16 protein-coding genes and 3 pseudogenes are annotated in these 15,898 nt (G+C 68.4%); 5 read left to right on the top strand and 14 right to left on the bottom strand.

The window, feature by feature from the left end; translation table 11 throughout:
* Positions 1–424, bottom strand: a pseudogene (locus ACGF2V_RS30495) (hypothetical protein); the annotation flags it as partial.
* A 362-nt stretch (positions 425–786) separates the two neighbouring features.
* Between ACGF2V_RS30495 and ACGF2V_RS30490 the strand changes: the two are divergent.
* Positions 787–975 (top strand): hypothetical protein, encoded by a 189-nt coding sequence (locus ACGF2V_RS30490; protein ID WP_362626574.1) that lies wholly within the window; start codon positions 787–789, stop codon positions 973–975.
* A gap of 208 nt (positions 976–1,183) precedes the next feature.
* Entirely contained in the window at positions 1,184–1,408 is a 225-nt protein-coding gene (locus ACGF2V_RS30485) for a cold shock domain-containing protein (RefSeq protein WP_362711012.1), read from the top strand.
* 206 nt (positions 1,409–1,614) lie between these two features.
* On the opposite strand, the pseudogene ACGF2V_RS30480 reads toward ACGF2V_RS30485, so the two are convergent.
* The 8 genes and pseudogenes from ACGF2V_RS30480 to ACGF2V_RS30445 form a co-directional block, all read right to left on the bottom strand.
* Positions 1,615–2,334 (bottom strand): annotated as a pseudogene (locus tag ACGF2V_RS30480) (transposase); the annotation flags it as partial.
* A 76-nt stretch (positions 2,335–2,410) separates the two neighbouring features.
* Positions 2,411–3,019, bottom strand: a complete 609-nt coding sequence (locus ACGF2V_RS30475; RefSeq protein ID WP_362711014.1) for a hypothetical protein — start codon at positions 3,017–3,019, stop codon at positions 2,411–2,413.
* Positions 3,016–4,263: a hypothetical protein gene (locus tag ACGF2V_RS30470; protein ID WP_362711016.1), complete on the bottom strand. Its 1,248-nt coding sequence runs from the start codon at positions 4,261–4,263 to the stop codon at positions 3,016–3,018. Before ACGF2V_RS30470 ends, ACGF2V_RS30475 begins: the two co-directional genes overlap by 4 nt.
* A 3-nt stretch (positions 4,264–4,266) precedes the next feature.
* Positions 4,267–4,941, bottom strand: a complete 675-nt coding sequence (locus ACGF2V_RS30465) for an ATP-binding cassette domain-containing protein (RefSeq protein ID WP_362711018.1) — start codon at positions 4,939–4,941, stop codon at positions 4,267–4,269.
* A gap of 158 nt (positions 4,942–5,099) precedes the next feature.
* Positions 5,100–5,465 (bottom strand): hypothetical protein, encoded by a 366-nt coding sequence (locus ACGF2V_RS30460; RefSeq protein WP_362630543.1) that lies wholly within the window; start codon positions 5,463–5,465, stop codon positions 5,100–5,102.
* Positions 5,466–6,066: 601 nt separating this feature from the next.
* Positions 6,067–6,330, bottom strand: coding sequence for a hypothetical protein (locus ACGF2V_RS30455; RefSeq protein ID WP_362711020.1), 264 nt, complete (start codon positions 6,328–6,330; stop codon positions 6,067–6,069).
* Between the two features lie 243 nt (positions 6,331–6,573).
* The gene (locus ACGF2V_RS30450; RefSeq protein WP_362711022.1) at positions 6,574–8,220 is read right to left on the bottom strand and encodes a hypothetical protein; all 1,647 of its coding nucleotides are present in this window, start codon (positions 8,218–8,220) and stop codon (positions 6,574–6,576) included.
* Positions 8,221–8,249: 29 nt separating this feature from the next.
* Positions 8,250–8,924 (bottom strand): ABC transporter ATP-binding protein, encoded by a 675-nt coding sequence (locus tag ACGF2V_RS30445; protein ID WP_362630567.1) that lies wholly within the window; start codon positions 8,922–8,924, stop codon positions 8,250–8,252.
* Positions 8,925–9,316: 392 nt separating this feature from the next.
* Here ACGF2V_RS30445 and ACGF2V_RS30440 point away from each other — a divergent pair, with 392 nt between their 5' ends.
* Positions 9,317–9,823, top strand: a complete 507-nt coding sequence (locus ACGF2V_RS30440; protein WP_362630552.1) for a SigE family RNA polymerase sigma factor — start codon at positions 9,317–9,319, stop codon at positions 9,821–9,823.
* A 16-nt stretch (positions 9,824–9,839) separates the two neighbouring features.
* On the opposite strand, the gene ACGF2V_RS30435 is transcribed toward ACGF2V_RS30440, so the two are convergent.
* A complete protein-coding gene (locus ACGF2V_RS30435) occupies positions 9,840–10,334 on the bottom strand; it encodes a hypothetical protein (protein ID WP_362630555.1) in 495 nt (164 codons plus the stop codon).
* 75 nt (positions 10,335–10,409) lie between these two features.
* Here ACGF2V_RS30435 and ACGF2V_RS30430 point away from each other — a divergent pair, with 75 nt between their 5' ends.
* Positions 10,410–11,633, top strand: a complete 1,224-nt coding sequence (locus ACGF2V_RS30430; protein ID WP_362711024.1) for a glycosyltransferase — start codon at positions 10,410–10,412, stop codon at positions 11,631–11,633.
* Entirely contained in the window at positions 11,630–12,910 is a 1,281-nt protein-coding gene (locus ACGF2V_RS30425; protein ID WP_362711026.1) for a glycosyltransferase family 39 protein, read from the top strand. Before ACGF2V_RS30430 ends, ACGF2V_RS30425 begins: the two co-directional genes overlap by 4 nt.
* Before the next feature lie 349 nt (positions 12,911–13,259).
* On the opposite strand, the gene ACGF2V_RS30420 is transcribed toward ACGF2V_RS30425, so the two are convergent.
* The 4 genes and pseudogenes from ACGF2V_RS30420 to ACGF2V_RS30405 all read right to left on the bottom strand — a co-directional run.
* Positions 13,260–14,189: an acyltransferase domain-containing protein gene (locus tag ACGF2V_RS30420; RefSeq protein WP_362711028.1), complete on the bottom strand. Its 930-nt coding sequence runs from the start codon at positions 14,187–14,189 to the stop codon at positions 13,260–13,262.
* 32 nt (positions 14,190–14,221) lie between these two features.
* The gene (locus tag ACGF2V_RS30415) at positions 14,222–14,599 is read right to left on the bottom strand and encodes a lipocalin-like domain-containing protein (RefSeq protein WP_362624424.1); all 378 of its coding nucleotides are present in this window, start codon (positions 14,597–14,599) and stop codon (positions 14,222–14,224) included.
* A gap of 67 nt (positions 14,600–14,666) precedes the next feature.
* Positions 14,667–15,722 (bottom strand): ketoacyl-ACP synthase III, encoded by a 1,056-nt coding sequence (locus ACGF2V_RS30410; protein ID WP_362630920.1) that lies wholly within the window; start codon positions 15,720–15,722, stop codon positions 14,667–14,669.
* Positions 15,719–15,898, bottom strand: a pseudogene (locus ACGF2V_RS30405) (hypothetical protein); the annotation flags it as partial. The pseudogene ACGF2V_RS30405 and the gene ACGF2V_RS30410, both read right to left, overlap by 4 nt.

Below are 15,898 nucleotides of genomic sequence, written 5' to 3'. Positions count from 1 at the left end.
CAAGCAGGAACGCGACGACGGCGTTGGTGACGAGAAAGCCGACCAGTGTGGCGAGGTCCAGCTGCTGCCAGACGAGTAACCCCACGGCCGTGCCCGCTCCCAGGACCAGCGCCGCTGCCGTGGCCGTCACCCCGACGCCAGTGAGGAACGCCCGTAGGCTCGCGCCCGGACTACCGAAGCCGACCGTCCGGGGGTGTGACAAACGCAGGACGAACGGTACGGCCACGATGGTGACGAGGGCCGCAGCGATCAGCCGGGCGGCTAAGCCACTGGCTCCGGTGGCGTCCGCCAGTACGGGTCCGAGGCCGTTGCCGACACCGAGCGCCACCGCCATGACCAGGCCGCCAGCCAACGCGCGGCCCATGGCCCCGGCGGCCGTGGGCGCGGGTGAGGATGCCGGTTGTCGTATGTGTAGATCGGTCATGGCGCTCCTGGTGGCGGTGGGGCCGGCTCCTATCGACAACCCCCTGTGCTTTCCAGGATCGCCCGACCACCAGTCGGGGGCGTCGTGCGCGCGGACGACCCCCTATACATCCTTCGGCCCAGTGGACGACAGGAGACGACTGGTCATTCACCCCCGTCCGGGACCGTACAGGCCAAGCCACACCGAACGCTCCGCCGCAGGTCAGGACACCTACGACCCCCGCCGGACCCCCGTACGAACATTTGGAAAGCGTGCTGGCCGGCTGCCGCATATTGCCTCGCTGGGACGTCCCCAGCCTCCGTATGGTCTCTGCGAGGACGAGGTTGAACGACGGCACGAGCTGTACGGGGAGTAGAGGGACGATGAGCAGGAGACGCTACGTCGCCAGGGGAGTGACGGGTGGCTACCGAATCTGGGACAACCGCGGCCGCCGATGGTGGGGCGATCTCTACGAGTTGCGCCCTGACGATCTTCTGGTCGAGCTCAATGGACATGCGGACCAAGCGCGGATCACCGCGCTGATGAAGCGCTACCGAGCGCAGAAGCGATAGGCAGCGCCGAGTACTGGAAGACGACGGCGCGCACCACAAGCGCACCAGATCGAGCGGGGAACAGCGGCGGTAGAAGCAACCAAGCTCGACGACACCGCTCACCGACCGTTCGCCCAGGTCAGCACCCGAACCGGCCGCACATGATCGCAGCTTCCCAAGCTGAGAACCAGGCACGTGCCGGCGCAGACAGACTCGTAGGATTCCCCTCATGGTGACTGCGACTGTCCGCGAGTGGAACGACGAGGAAGGGTGGGGAGTGCTCGACTCCCCCGAGACGCCCGGTGGCTGCTTCGGCCACTACTCCGACATCCAGGCGACCGGCTTCCGCACACTGTCGCCCGGGCAGCAGGTGAACCTCACATGGGCAGCCCCCGGCTTCAGGCAGGACGGCTACGACTACCGTGCGGTAAGCATCGTGCCCCAGCCCGCCTGACATCCACACCTGACATCACCGTCGGCGAACGCTGCCACACCGAAGCGGCCACGGCCGGACCAACGACGAGCCGCTCAACGCCGTTTCCGCACCCTGCACCGCACGGTGATCGAACTCCTAAAGCCGATACTGGTGACTTTGAGCTGCGTTGGGGTCTGTCAAACGAGCGGCTCTGGCCCGTAGTCGGTGGTGACGCTGGGTGTCTGTCAGGGCAGGAGGATGCGGTGGCGGAGGAGGGCGAATCCGGCGCGGCCGTGCATCTGTCTCGTGATCCTCTTGATGCGGGTGTTGACGCCTTCGGTGCGGCCGTTGTGGTAGGGCAAGGTGATGCCAGCGTTCACGGCGGGTCGGTCAATTTCGAGGCCGGTGGTGAGACTGCGCAGGTGGGGCAGGTCGACGGCGCGGACGGCCGTGACCTACTCGGTGAGTTCCACGTCGTTACCCTCGGCCGGCTTCAGCAGGGCGGCGAAGCCGCGTACGAGATCGGCGAGTGCGGCCATCTCCGGGCAGGCCGCGGCGATCTTCTCCAGCAGGGTTGTTTCTTTCGGACGCAGATTTTCGGGGTTGGTGAGCAGGAGGCGGCCGGCTCGGCGCGGGGTGGTGACGGGGCGGTCGCCTTCGGCGCGGCCCTGGTTGAGGTAGCGGACCAGCAGGTTGGCGCTGCCGGTGTAGCCCAGCTCTCGGATTTCCTGCAGCAGGTGGGTGACGGGCACGGCCGGGTCGGCCTGGCGCCGTTCACGCAGGTGGTCGCGGTAGGGGTCGACGAGGGTGGGCCGGTAGGCGGGGGCGATGCGCAGGGCCTGTGGTTCGGGCATGCGGGCGTAGAACACGCACTGAAGGCTCGGGGGCCCGTCGTTCTCCAGGTGCTTCTTGACCGTGCGCCAGTTCAGGCCGGTCTCCCGGGCGATCTCCGAGAAGGTCGCGCCCGTCTCCATGTAGGGCCCGGAAACGCCGCAGTTCCAGCCACAGTTCCGGTTCCGGCAACATCCGCTGCACGAAAGTTCAGGCAGCCGCGGGGCGCGACGCATCGCGCTGAGGTGAAAGGAGGGTTGTCGCCGCGATACCCCCGGCAAGGAGGAACAGGGAGGCGGCGGCCGCGATGAGGGAGGTCGCTTCGTGCAGGGGCCAAGTCCATGGATAGGGGCGGCCGCCGGGGCCTAGTCCGATGAGTGCGCAGAGGACTGGCACAAGTGCGACCGTCAGTGGGCCGTACAGGCGACCGGCGAAGTATTGGACGATGAGCCCGCTGCCGAGGTATCCGAGGAAGTTCCTTGCCGCGGCGAGGGACATGGAGGAGTCCGCAGCGTAGGCGGCACCGAAGCCGAGGGCGGTGGCCAGCAGCGCAGTTGTTGCCAGCATGCCCGCCTCGTAGCTGGCCACGGGGCGGACTGCGGTGGTGTCGTAGGCGCGGGGGACCCGGTTGAGCGCGTACAGGGTGAGCGCCGCAGGGATGGCGGGGAGTACCAGAGCTACGGGGATTCCAGCGCTCATCCCGGCAAGGAGGGACGGGATGGGGACGACGGAGCCGCCCATGAGTGGCACCAGTAGCATGGTGGCGGTGAGGACGGCGGCGGTGAGGGGCGTGGCGTGTGCGCGGTGCCACCAATTCACGATGCGGCTGCCTTGGTAGAGGACGCGGGTGCGAGGTCGGGCAGGACGGCGCAGTCGTGGACGGAGCGCATGTTGCGCTCGTACCAGGCGCGCTGGGCTTGTGCGGGCAGGGCGCGGATCTGTTCGGCTAGGGCGATGGCTTCGTGGGGCCAGCGCTGGGCGAGGTCGTTCTTGGGGACGCCGCCGGTGAGGGAGAGCCAGGCGTATATGGCGATCACGGCTTCTTCACCGGGGTATGCGGCGCCTTGGCGCAGGGCGCACGGAGGTGGTTCGTTGGGCAGAGGGCTGGTGGCGATGTTCGAGGCGACCTCGGCCTTGTCGGGGCGGGGGTCTCCGAACTCGACCTGTCTGGCTGGAGTGACTCCGACGGTTGCCAGTTGGGCAACGGTCTCGTCGGCCCAATGGGTGATGTTCGCTCGTTGGGTGTTCTGTTCGGGCCACAGGCAAATCTGCGGGTTCTGCCCCGAGCAGGTGCGCAATGCAGTGTCGCGGGCCTGGGTGCCGTGGAAGTCGAGAGGGACGGCCAGGGTGAGCGCCACGGCGGTGGCGACTGTGAAGCCGGTGAGGGACAGCAGGGGGCGCCAGAGGCGATGGCGCAAGGCTGTGCTGAGAACGACAGCGGTCACGATGGCGAGGGAGAAGGTGAGCGTGGCTGCCATGCTGCGGATGGAGGGTTCCTGGTCGAGGCCGCAGCATTCGGTGGCGCCTTGTCCGTTCAGGTGGCGTAGCCAGGGCAGACCATCGAGAGCGGCTGGCCAGAACCCCCACAAGTAGCCGAAGAGCAGCATGGCGGTGGCGCCGAGGAGCTTCGGCATGCGGGCGCCGACGAACCAGCCCAGGGCGATGTGGGCCAGGATCACGCTGTAGGAGACGGCGAGGATCGTCGGGTTCGGGAAGCCGGACGGGGACGCAACCGAAGTCATGATGACGGCGAAGGGAGCGATCATGGTGATCACTCCGAGTACGGCGATGGGGCCCAGGTGCAGGAATGTAATGCTGAGCATCCTGCGGGCCGGGGCCAGTACGGCGATCCCGCCTTGATTGATCCGGGCTGCTTCCCAGGCAGCCCCCGCCCCGCACGCAGCGCTGATGAAGCCGATGACGATGGTGGTCTGGGAGCTGACGGACGGCCAGTAGGCGATCGTCGACTCGGTGTTCTGGGCGCTGAACCAGACCAGAACCGGAACCAGAACCAGAGCGGTCCACACGGCCGGGCCCGAGCGCAGAAGCGTGGTGGTGCGCATAGTTCAGGTCTCCCCTCGGACCAGGCCGCGGTAGGCGCTTTCCGCACGTCGCTCGTACGGGGTGCCGACGGGGGCTGTGGAGAAGAACTCGGGCACCGATCCCCGGAAGACTGGCCGACCGCGGTCGAAGACGACGACGGTGTCGTAGATGTCGGCGAGGTCTTCGGTCTGGTGTGTGGAGACGATGAAGTGCACCGAGCCGCTCAGTTCAGCGAGCAGGTCACGGAAGACACCGCGCTGAACCGGGTCGAGGCCCGCGGTCGGCTCGTCCAGGAGGACAACCTCGGCCTGGTGCACCAGCGTCTGCGCGATACCCAGGCGGCGCAGTTGGCCTCCGGAGAGTTCATGGCTCTTACGGCCGCCCAGTTCTGTGAGTCGGACCTGTTCCAGTGCGGTGGCCGACCGGTCCCAGGCATCGCGTTTGGACAGGCCTTTCAGCCAACCCACGTATGCGGCCTGCTCACGAACCGTCAGGGCCGGGATCGCCTTCACTTCTTGTGGCAGCCACCCCACCCTCTGCCGGAAAGCCCGTCGGTCCCGCCACCGAACACTGTCCACGCGTCCCAGGGTGACGCGCCCCGACGCCGGGACGAGCGAGGACGCACCGAGCGAAAGCAGCGTCGACTTCCCCGCCCCGTTCGGGCCGAGCAGGACTGTGCATCCTCCGGGGAAGCCCATCGTCAGGCCCTCAAGCACAGGAGTGCCGGCCCGGTAGGAAAACGAACAGTCCGTGAAACGCAGTGGCACGCAAACTCCAGGTGAGCGATGACTACCGGCCCAGACAGTGTTACGGGGTGACCGGTTGCAGCCTGCCACCCCGTAACACCACGATCCGGTCAGTAACCCACAGTGACCTTAGAAACGGTGAGATAGGCAGACACGGAGTCCTGCCCGTTCAGATTCGCGTAGTGGAAGTAGTAGGTACCCGCGGCCTTATCACCGAAGCTTGACGTGTCGCAGTGGTTGTCGTCCCTGTTGACGACCGGGTCGGGCAGCCCGGCGCGTGCCTTCTTCAGCTGGAGTCCCGCATAGGTGAACCTGCCGTTGTCGACAGAGCAGCCGGAGAACTTCACCGTGGTCGAGACACTGTCGCTGTTGTTGTCCGTCCACTGGCGCGAGTCCTTCCCCGGCAGCCACCCACTGATGCCGCTGGTATAACCACCCTCCGCGAACGCCGGTGCGATTCCCAGCACTCCGATCACCGCGGCACTTGTCGCAACTGTTGCTATCCGAGACGTACACACAGATCCCCCCTCGTCGGGCCCAGGCAACGAACCCGAGCCAATCAATTTCGTCTGCAAATTCGCATCGCGACAGTACGGCAGCTCCAACCCGAGTGCTCCGAATATTTGTGCCATCCATGTCGCTCGCCCCAGCTCACATTCTGTGACGATCACTTCTGCCTACCAGCCAGGTGAGATACGTAAGCGAGCCATGACGGACGAACTCTTGTCGACACTCAAAATTCGTTCCACTTGGTCATCGATGACGCTACGCAAATGGCAAGTTCCATGCTCGGAGAGGCAACTTCGCTCTCTCATGCGGTGCTGCACACCCTCCCTCCAATTCCATAGCGCGACCGGCGCCCCCACCAGCCCCGCCGACCATACGGAACGCATCCCTCAGCTTGAGACAACCAAGAATTGAGGCACGCGAGAATACTCTGAGTACCCCTCGGAGGGCAAAGTGATCGGAAAGGGCGTACCAAAATGACTCAAGCATTGGCCAGAATTGACAACCTATTGATCCGAAACGCTTTGGGTTCAGGCTCAAGGCCGCGAAGTTGAGCGGTGTCGGCGCCTGTCAAGCGGGTTGGCAGGATTGGCGGTTGTCCCGGCAGGAGCGACGGAGCCTCTGGTAGGAGGGGTGATCCGCCAAGACGGCCGCCTTGAGACGGCAGCGCTCCACATAGGCCAGCGCGGGAGTCAGCGCGAGCACCCACCCGACGGACCAGACGAGCAGCGAGGGCAGCCCCAACCACAGCTCAGGTCCGTTCACGAAGGGCAGCCATACGGCCGCCAGCAGTGCCACCACGGGCACCGCGAGAAGTATCAGCGCAAGAGGCATGAGCGTGCTCCGTATTCCGGCAAGGGCCCCGGCCCGTTGTCGGACACGGGCGGGATCGGATCGCAGCAGCATCGGCCCGCACTGGCAGACGGCCGCGGAGCGGCGGCCGGATCCAGGTCCAGAACGGTGATGCCCGGCAGCTCGGCGGCGCGCGCGGCGCATCTAAAAGAATCGGTCCTCCGCGCCCCGTGGCGCGGCTGGCTCGGGGGAGGTCGGCAGGCAGGCGCCCGCGCGATCTCCCGACTATGGCCGCATCCGCTTGCGTGCACGCCCCCGCACCCAGCGGAACATCACCAGGGCCAGGATCCAACAAGCCGCCAGGCGGACCCACGGTTCTGCCACTTGCGGCATCACGGACGGGAAGGGAACGGCGAGCAACACGCTGAGTCCCGCAACCCCGACGATCGGGCCGACTGCGTACCACAGCATCGCCAGGAGTGGGCCGGCATCGCCGAGGACGGGGCCGCTGAGCATCACCCAGACCGGCACGGGCGAGCGGTAGGCGCTCAGCAGTCCGGCGGCGACCAACACGGGTGCCGCCGCCAGGACGACCAGGGGCGCCGTGGGATGGGCGAACAGTGCGACGGGTACGGCGAGCAGGCATCCGGTGACAACGAGCACGAGCATGGGTGTGAGTGCGTGTTCCAGTGCGATCCACTCGTAGGGCCGAGGAGACCATGCCGTGCGCCGTACATCGTCGGCGTCCAGCCTGGCGGGCTCCAGCAGGTACGAAGCGGCTGAGTAGCCGAGCAGGGCGGCCATCACCGCTGCAAGGTATGCCGTCCCGCCCTTGGTCACGGCAGCGGCGCTCGCAGCCGCCCCGGCCAGCATGAGCATCAGGAGCATGAGGCCAGGCCGTCTGGGCGCCATGAGCAGCGCCATTGCGTCACGCCAGGCGACGAGCAGACCGGGTGAGCGTGGCGGGCACAGTCGTGCGGCCCACCGTTCGACACGGCCGCGATTGCGAATCTCCACACTGCTCGTCATCGAGAGCCGGACCGAGCGCATGTCCACGGCCAGGATTCCGGCCAGCACGCCGCCCGACGCCCGGGCTCGCGCCCTCAGCACTCTGGCCGGCAGGTCCGCGACGACCTTCCCGGCGCACGCCAGGGCAGCCACCGTGGCGGCCACCAGCAGGGCGAGCGCCGCCGGCCACAGGGGGACGGACCGGCCTGCGGCGGCGAGAACGGGCTGCGCTGCCCAGCCCCACGGGCCGGACCAGAGTTCCACCGTCTCCAGCACCTCCGATCGCTGCCCCTGCGCCGCGGCCACCGCCTGCACGGCGCTGAGCAGTATGGCGAGCAGCAGGGCCGGCGCGGCTCGGTGGAGCAGGTCGGCGGCCTTTCGGGACCGTTCGACCACGGCCGCCGCGACCACGGCCAGCAGGGCCAGGCAGACCGCGGGGCCGAGGCAGGCCAGGGTCAGAACGCCGATCTGGCCGAGGCCGGCCGCCGCGATGAGCAGGGCGCCGGCGAAACCGAGCAGCAGCGCGGCCAGCACCCAGATTCCGGCGGACAGCGCGAACCAGGGCAGCAGCACCGGACGACGTCGGACGGGCAGCGCGAGCAACCAGTCGATGTCGGGCCGGGGAGGCGTCACCGGCCCCCGCCATAGAGCGTCCCGCACTGTGATGCAGAACCCCGCCAGGGCCACGAAGACCAGGCCGGAGGGCAGCGTACGCGTGATGACCTCGGCATGCCCCGCCAGCGGCCGACCGTGGCTGAGCTCAAGGAAGAGCCCGATGGCGAACAGGCCATACCAGCCGAACAGCAGAACCAGGACGACGTACGCGGCATATCCGGACCGACGGGCGCGGCCAGCGCCGCGGCGGGCCCGCAGCCATGCCGTCGCTTCTGCGGTCCGGTCCACGACATCCAGGCTTTGTCTCACGTCCGAGCTCGTCCCCAACGCCGTACGGCTCACGCGTCTGCCTCCGCCAGGACCTCATCCGGGCTACCCTGCGCGACCACGCCCCCGTCTTCCAGGACAATCACTCGATGCGCCGCCCGCGCCAACTCATGGTGATGCGTGGCGAACAGGACCGCCGTGCCGTTGTCGCCCTCCGCCCGGAGTACGTCCGCGAGACGGCCGCGCGCCCCGGGGTCGAGCCGCTGCTCCGGCTCATCGAGCACCAGCAAGTCGCGGGGGCGCAGAAGCGCCGACGCCAGCAGCATCGCCTGCAGCAGCCCGGAAGACAGCGCGCTGGGCAGCGAATCCGCGTGGTCCGTCAGCCGCTGATCGCACAGGAGCTCATCGATCCGGTCCCCGGGCACGTCATATGCGACGGCGACCAGTTCGAGGTGCTGCCGTACCGTCAGGTCGGGGTAGCAACTGAGGACGTCACCCACGACAGCCACTCGGGCGCGCACCCGCGCATCGTCCTCGGTCATCGGCTCACCATCGAACTCAACCGTGCCAGTGGTGGGCCGGTCCCGGCCGCAAGCGACACGTAGCAGGGTCGACTTCCCCGAGCCGTTCGGGCCCAGCAGCGCCACGCGTTCACCCGCCGCCACTTCCAGATCAACGGCTCTCAGTGCCTCACGCTCACCGAAGGTGCGACTCACACCCCTGACCGTCAGCAAAGCTGCTCGCACCCTCGCGATTCCTTTCAACGACACGGGATCCGTGCCCAAATCATCCACGCTCTCGCGACCGAACTCGCCGAGTTCCGACAAGACAGATCCCTCCCAGCAAACGAAGCCGCCCAGTGCTGGGGTCCACACGAGCCGATCTCCAGCAGGTCATCGCCCACGTGCGGGGACGCGTTCGACGCGCCGGTGCTGCGGCTGGGGGGACGCGCGGACAACATCGCGGCCGGGGCGCTCCACACCTCGACTCAGCCACCCGCCAACGACACGGGTGGAGCCTCGCGCGCTTGTCGTCGACACGTCCTGTGATCCAGATCACGGGCCGCAGGTGCATCGCAGGTCGCACGCCAGTGCCTTTTACAGGGTGTAGGCAATCGGCGAGAACAGGGACAGTGCGAATGGAGCAGAGTCGAGCCCGTGCGTTCGACGAGTTCGTGGCTGCCCGCTGGTCGGTGCTGCTCCACCTGGCCCGTCTGCTCGTCGGAGGCGATCGGCATCGGGCCGAGGACTTGCTGCAGGAGTCCTTGGTCAAGCTCTGGTTCGTCTGGCCCAAGGTCGCGGATGACGCACCGGAGCCGTACGTCCGCAAGGTGATGATGCGTGCGGCGGCACGCTCGGGACAGCGGCGTTGGTGGGGCGAACGCCCCGTCGAACAGTTGCCCGAGGCGGCGGCGGTCGGCGATGTGTCCGCGGACGTGGCGGAGCGTTCTCGACTGGAGGCCGCGCTGGCCCAGTTGTCGCCGAAGCAGAGGGTGGCGGTGGTACTGCGCTACTACCAGGACCTGCCCGAGCGGCAGGTGGCGGAGGCACTCGGATGCCCGGTGGGCACGGCTCGGTCCCACGCCGCACGCGGAGTGGCGCAACTGAGGCAGCTCCTGGGCAATGTGAACGAGCCGGTGCAGTGAAGGAGAACCCCATGGATCACTTCGAGCGGCAGCTGGCGCAGATGATGCGCGACACCGAGGCGCCCGCACCGTTCGAGCCGAAGCACCGGGAACGTCTCTGGGCGGGGGTGCGTGCCCGCCGCCGGAGACGAACCGCGCAGAGCATAGTCGGCTCCGTCCTGGCCGTCGTCGGCCTCAGCGTCGGACTGTCCCTGCTGCCCAGCCATACGACCCGGATCGAGCCCAGCCACCGCGGCCCACAGCCCGCGACGAGCCCGTCGCCCTCCGCCTCGCTCGCGACACCCGACGTGTCCCCGAGCGCGCCCTCCCCCTCGGGCACCTCCACTGCCCCCGCACCCCCGGACGGGACCGCCACGATCATGCCGCCGGGCGCGACCGGGAGTACGGCCACGGCCACCGAGACCTCGCCGGGGAGCACGGAGAGCGCGTCGCCGCCCTCGACCTCGGCCCCGCCTTCGGGTGCGGCGACCGCGCGGAACCAGCCGTCGACCGCCTCGTCCTCGCCCCTCACTCCGTAACGCTGTGGCGCACCGTCGCCCCGAGTGTCTTCAGCCTGCCTCGCATCAGGTCACAAAAAGGACAAAACATGAGAAACCAAGGGTCACTTGCCCTGAAGAACCCGAGCCGACTACCGCACCGCGCACCGGTGGCGACACACCACCCGGAGCCCGTCCTGGACGTGGTCGTCCCCGTGTTCAATGAGGAGGGAGATCTGGAGCGGAGCGTACGGCGACTCCACGCACACCTGTGCGAGACCTTCCCCTATCCGTTCCGTATCACCATCGCCGACAACGCCAGCACGGACAGCACCCCGCAGATCGCCGCTCGACTGGCGGACGAGCTGCCCGAAGCACAGTGGCTTCGGCTGGCCGAGAAGGGGCGCGGCCGGGCGCTGCGTACCGCCTGGTCGCACTCGTCGGCCCCCGTACTCGCGTACATGGACGTGGACCTGTCCACGGAACTGACGGCGTTGCTGCCGCTCGTGGCCCCGCTGCTCTCCGGCCACTCCGACATCGCCATCGGCACCCGCCTGGCCCCCGGTTCCCGGGTGGTGCGCGGCCCCAAGCGAGAGATCACCTCTCGTTGCTACAACGCCCTCCTGCGCTCCGTCCTCGCCGTGGGCTTCTCCGACGCGCAGTGCGGATTCAAGGCGGTGCGGCGTGATGTGGCCGAGCGACTGCTGCCCCTCACACAGGACTCGGAGTGGTTCTTCGACACCGAACTGCTGGTGATCGCCGAGCGTGCCGGGCTGCGCATCCATGAGGTGCCGGTCGACTGGGTGGACGATCCCGACACCCGGGTCGACATCCTCCCCACGGCACTGGCCGACCTGCGCGGCATAGTCAGGATCGGCAAGGCACTGGCGCGCAACACACTGCTGCCGGGCGGGTCGCTCCGCGACGGCGGCGCGGACGCACCGGGCAGGCTCGCCACCCAACTCGTGTGCTTCGCCGCCGTAGGAGCCGTCAGCACCCTCGCATACCTGCTCCTCTACGCGATGCTGCGCCCGGTGGCCGGATCCCAGGCCGCCAACGCACTCGCGCTGCTGGTCTGCGCCGTCGCCAACACGGCCGTCAACAGGCGGCTCACCTTCGGCCTCCGTGGCCGCGGCGGTGTGCTGCGCCACCAGAGCAGGGGCCTGGTCGTCCTCCTGATCGGCCTGGCGCTCACCAGCGGATCGCTCGCCGCCCTGCACCACGCGGCGCCCTCGGCCGGGCGGACCGTCGAACTCGCCGTACTCGTCGCCGCCAACCTGGCCGCGACGCTGCTGCGGTTCCTGTTCTTCCGAGCGTGGGTGTTCCGCGCATGACCAAGACCACCGCCCGTACGACCGCGACCGGCATCCCTAGCTGGAACGCGAAGCCGTCGCAGCAGCCCGCCACCACGGGCCCCGACCGCAGGCGCGGGCTGCGCCGCACAGCCGAGCACTACGGCCCCGTACTGGCCGTCTACGTCACGCTCAAGTCCATCGGCTTCGCCTCCTTCATGTGGCTGCTGCACTCCTCCGGGGACTACCGCACGAAGCACCCGCGCTTCGGCGGCGGCGCCCAGCCGTGGGACGTCCTGGCCAGCTGGGACGGCTGGTGGTACCAGCAGATCGCCATGTACGGATACGACCCTCAGTTGGTCCCGATCCCCGGCGCCACCGGCCCGATCACCCTCGAAGGGAACTCGGCGGCGTTCTTCCCGCTCTATCCGGCGCTGACGCGGCTGGTCTCCGAGCTCACCGGCCTCGGCGTGTACGGCGCCGGCATGCTGGTCTCCGTCGTCGCCTCCTTGGCCGCCGCCCTGGGCGTCTACGCCGTCACCGAACGCCTCGGCGGCAGAAGGGCCGGGCTGGCCGCGGCCGGACTCTGGGCCGTCTGGCCCGGTTCCGGCGCGGAGTGGGCGGTCTACTCCGACTCCCTCTTCGTGGCCCTGGCCGTCTGGGCCTGCCATGCCGTCCTGAGCCGCCGCTGGCTCACCGCCGGTCTCCTCACCTGCCTGGCAGGGCTCAACCGGCCCACCGCCGTGGCGCTGATCGCCGCCGTCGCCGTAGCGGCCCTGCTCGAGCTCTACCGTCACCGGGACGGCATCCTGCGTCCGGTGGCCGCGATGGCCGTCGCCCCGCTCGGTCTTCTCGCCTATCTCGGCTGGGTGGGTCACCAAATGGGCGACTACGGCGGCTACTTCAAGCTTCAGTCCGATGCCTGGGCCCACGAATGGGACTTCGGCCGGCACACCCTCGACGTCCTCACATCCGTCCCGGTGGGCCACTCCGACTATCTCTCCGCCTGGCCCTTCGCGGACCTGATCGGCTTCGGGGTCGTCCTGCTCGCGCTCGCACTGCTCTCGGTGCTGATCCGGCTGCGTCCCCCGGCCGTCCTGATGGTCTACACCGTCCTCACCCTCGTCCTCATCCTGGGCAGCCAGCAGATATTCGCCAACGTCTCCCGCTATCTGCTCCCCCTCTTCCCGCTCTTCCTCCCGCTCGCCCTCGCCCTGCGTCGCCTCAGCCCGACCCACCAGCTCATGCTGCTCGGCGTCGCGGCCCTGGCTTCCGGCTCGTACGCGGGCTACGCCCTTTTCGAACTCGGCGTCCCGTGACCGACGGACCCACCCGGAATCCGGAGGAGGGCGGTGCCGAGCCATAGAGGAAGGACGTGGAGATGGCGAAGCCCTTGGTCTCCACCAGCATGGCCGGAAGCCAGCGGGCTCGGGCCGGCCGGGGGAATTGCGACATGTCAGGAATCTCCGGGCCTGCGCTCCGGCTCGGTCGCGCAACGAGATCTTTGTCGCGCCACGGCGTGTGGAAGAACGCGCACCTGGAGGCACAGGAGGTATATGCGGCATCAGCCATGTACCGGGCTGGGCCCTGTTTCATGGGCGCACCCATGAAACAGGGCAGCGACCGTTGATGGCGGCGTCGGCCGTGACGTCGAGCGAGGTTGCCGGCCTATCGGCTTGCACCTGGTGGGTCGAGAGGAGTCAGGGTGCGGGCCCCGGGGAGCATTTCCCCTACTGAGTAGGCAAGGGTGCGACCGACACCCAGTTCGATGAACAGGCGGCCCCTGGGCGGTGCGAGCCGGATGAACGCATCGATGGAATACGCGGGCATCACCCAGTTGTCGGCCAATGCCTCGCCGAGTTTTTCGGCCTCGGTGAAGCACCGGCGTTGAGTCGACGAGTAGACGGGCACGTGCAGCGGCTGTTGGTCCACTTCCCCGATCAGGCTGAGGAAGCGGTCCCGGTATTCCCACAGGGCGGGATCATGCGCGCGCAGGGGCACGGGCAGTATCTTGCGGCGGGGTCCGGCGAGCCCCATCAGAGCTGCCACGGCATCGGCGGATCCACTGACGACGGTCTGGCGGGGGGTGTTCACGCAGGCGAGAACGAGATCATCGCGCGCTGCGCGAGCCAGGAGGGCCCGTGTCTCCGCCTCCCCGGCCTGGACGAGGACGAGGGCCCCCCGGGTGCCGGGGCTGCGGTAGACATCGCTCAGTGCGCATACCAGACGGGTACCCTCTGCGATGGTGAGCGCCCCGGCTGCGACCAGAGCAGCGCACTCGCCGAGGCTCTGCGACAAGATCAGTGACGGCACGGTGCCCGCCTGGGCGAGGATCCGGGACAGCGCCACTGACGCGGCGAACTGCGCCAGCATGCTCGTCCCGTGCGGTGCCGTGTCGGCCGGCTTGCGGCCCAGCAGAACGTCATGAAGGGCATCGTGTGCCGGGTAGCCGTGGCAGGCCATGGCCTGCGTGACCTCTGCGAGGACCTCGCTCGCCGTGCCCCATGATCCGGCTGGAAGGGCGGTGTTCGTGCCTTCGTGGAGGCCGGCCAGGGCTCCGGTGGGGTCGGTTCCCTGCCCGGCGGCGAGGTAGACCACTGCTTCGTCGTGTATGTGCGGGAAGTCGTCCATCAGTGGCCCGACCGCTTCCATACGACCGTCACGGCGGGGAGGCCGTTCGCTGGTTCGGCGCGCAGGACCAGCAGGCCGTCTCGAAACTCCACGGTGCGGGAGAAGGCGGTGTTCTCCCACTGCGGGGTGCTGCCGACGATCGTGTGGTGGACGACCACGTCGTTGTGGAACTCGTACCGTCCGGCGTAGCCGACATATCCGCCCGAGCCGCCGAGCTGGGCGGACATGCAGCCATCCGTGGTGTACATGATCTGGCCGCGGGCGTCCTCACCGAGCGGGTGGGTGATCTCGCCCTTCTCCGTGCCGGTCAAAGACAGCAGTTGCCAGGTGCCGGCGAGCAGAAGCGGGTCGGCCGGCGACTTTGATGCCTGGTCCATGTTCGGTGTCCTTTGTTCTGGGGTCGAGTGTTCTGGGGTCGAGTGGGATCGAAAGGGCATGGGCCGGTCACCACCAGGTGAGTGCGACCGCCCCGACCGTGATGCCTCCGCCTGCTCCGGCGAACAGGATCTTCTCGCCGCGGCACAGCGGCGCGACACGGTTCATGTGGTGCAGCGTCAGCGGCATGGAGCCGCACCCGGTGTTGCCGTACACGTCGCCGCTCACGCCGACCCGGTCGGCGTCGATGCCCAGGCCGTCGGCGATTTCCCGCAGCATCACCGGGTTGCCCTGGTGGAACACGAACCGGTCGATGTCCGCAAGCTTCCACCCGGCCTCGTCGGCTGCCTGGAGGGCACTGGCGGAGACCTTCTCGACGAACACCCGGCGCACGACCTTGCCGTTCATGTGGATCTTGTCGCGGTGCGCTTCCAGGGCCTCAGGAGTGAGGGGCTCACGGGTGCCGCCGGCCATGATGCCGACCTCGTCGTGGAAATCGCTGTAGGCGGCAAGCGCCACACCCTGGATGCCGTAGCCGTCGGGGACAGGGCCAAGCGTCACGGCACCGGCACCGTCGCCGAACAGGGCCAGGGTGGCGCGGTGAGAGCGGTTGACGTATTTCGAGTACTGGTCGGCTCCGACGAGGAGGACGTTCTGCACGTTCGGCAGGGTGTCGATGAGGCCGCGCGCCACCGCGAGACCATACACAAAGCCGCCGCAGGCGGCATTGAGATCGAAGGCCATGCCGTCACCGTCGAGCCCGAGACGGCGCTGCAGGGCCGTCGCGGTGGCTGGGGTGACCTGGTCCGCAGTCGACGTGGCGAGGATCAGCGCGTCGATGGGCCCGGCTGCGCCTTCCACGGCCTCGCGGGCCGCCGGCTCGCACATGGCGGAGGTGGACTCACCGACCGGGGCGACGCGGCGCTCCATGATGCCGGTCGCAACGGCAACCCACTCGGGATCTGTCGACGCCCAACCGGCGACCATCTGGTTCGTGACCACCCCACCCGGTACATAGGCGCCCAGAGAGCGGATGCCGACCGGTACCGGCCCCGGCTTCCCGTTTTCCTCCACGGCAACGCCGTCGGCGGGGCCGGTGCCCGGGCGACAGAAGGTGCTCGTCATGAGAGATCTCCGTCCTGTTCCTGTAAGCGGTAGCGGTTGATGGCGTCGATGTGCCGGGCGCGTTTCTCGTGGTCGCGCACGCCCAGGCCCTCGGCCGGGGCGAGGGCCAGGACGCCGACCTTGCCCTGGTGGAGGTTGCGGTGGACGTCGTACGCGGCCTGGCCGGTCTCCTCCAG

The organism is Streptomyces sp. NPDC047982 (genome assembly GCF_043204165.1).
In the GTDB taxonomy this organism is placed as follows: domain Bacteria; phylum Actinomycetota; class Actinomycetes; order Streptomycetales; family Streptomycetaceae; genus Streptomyces.
This window is presented reverse-complemented; position numbering and strand designations above follow the sequence as displayed.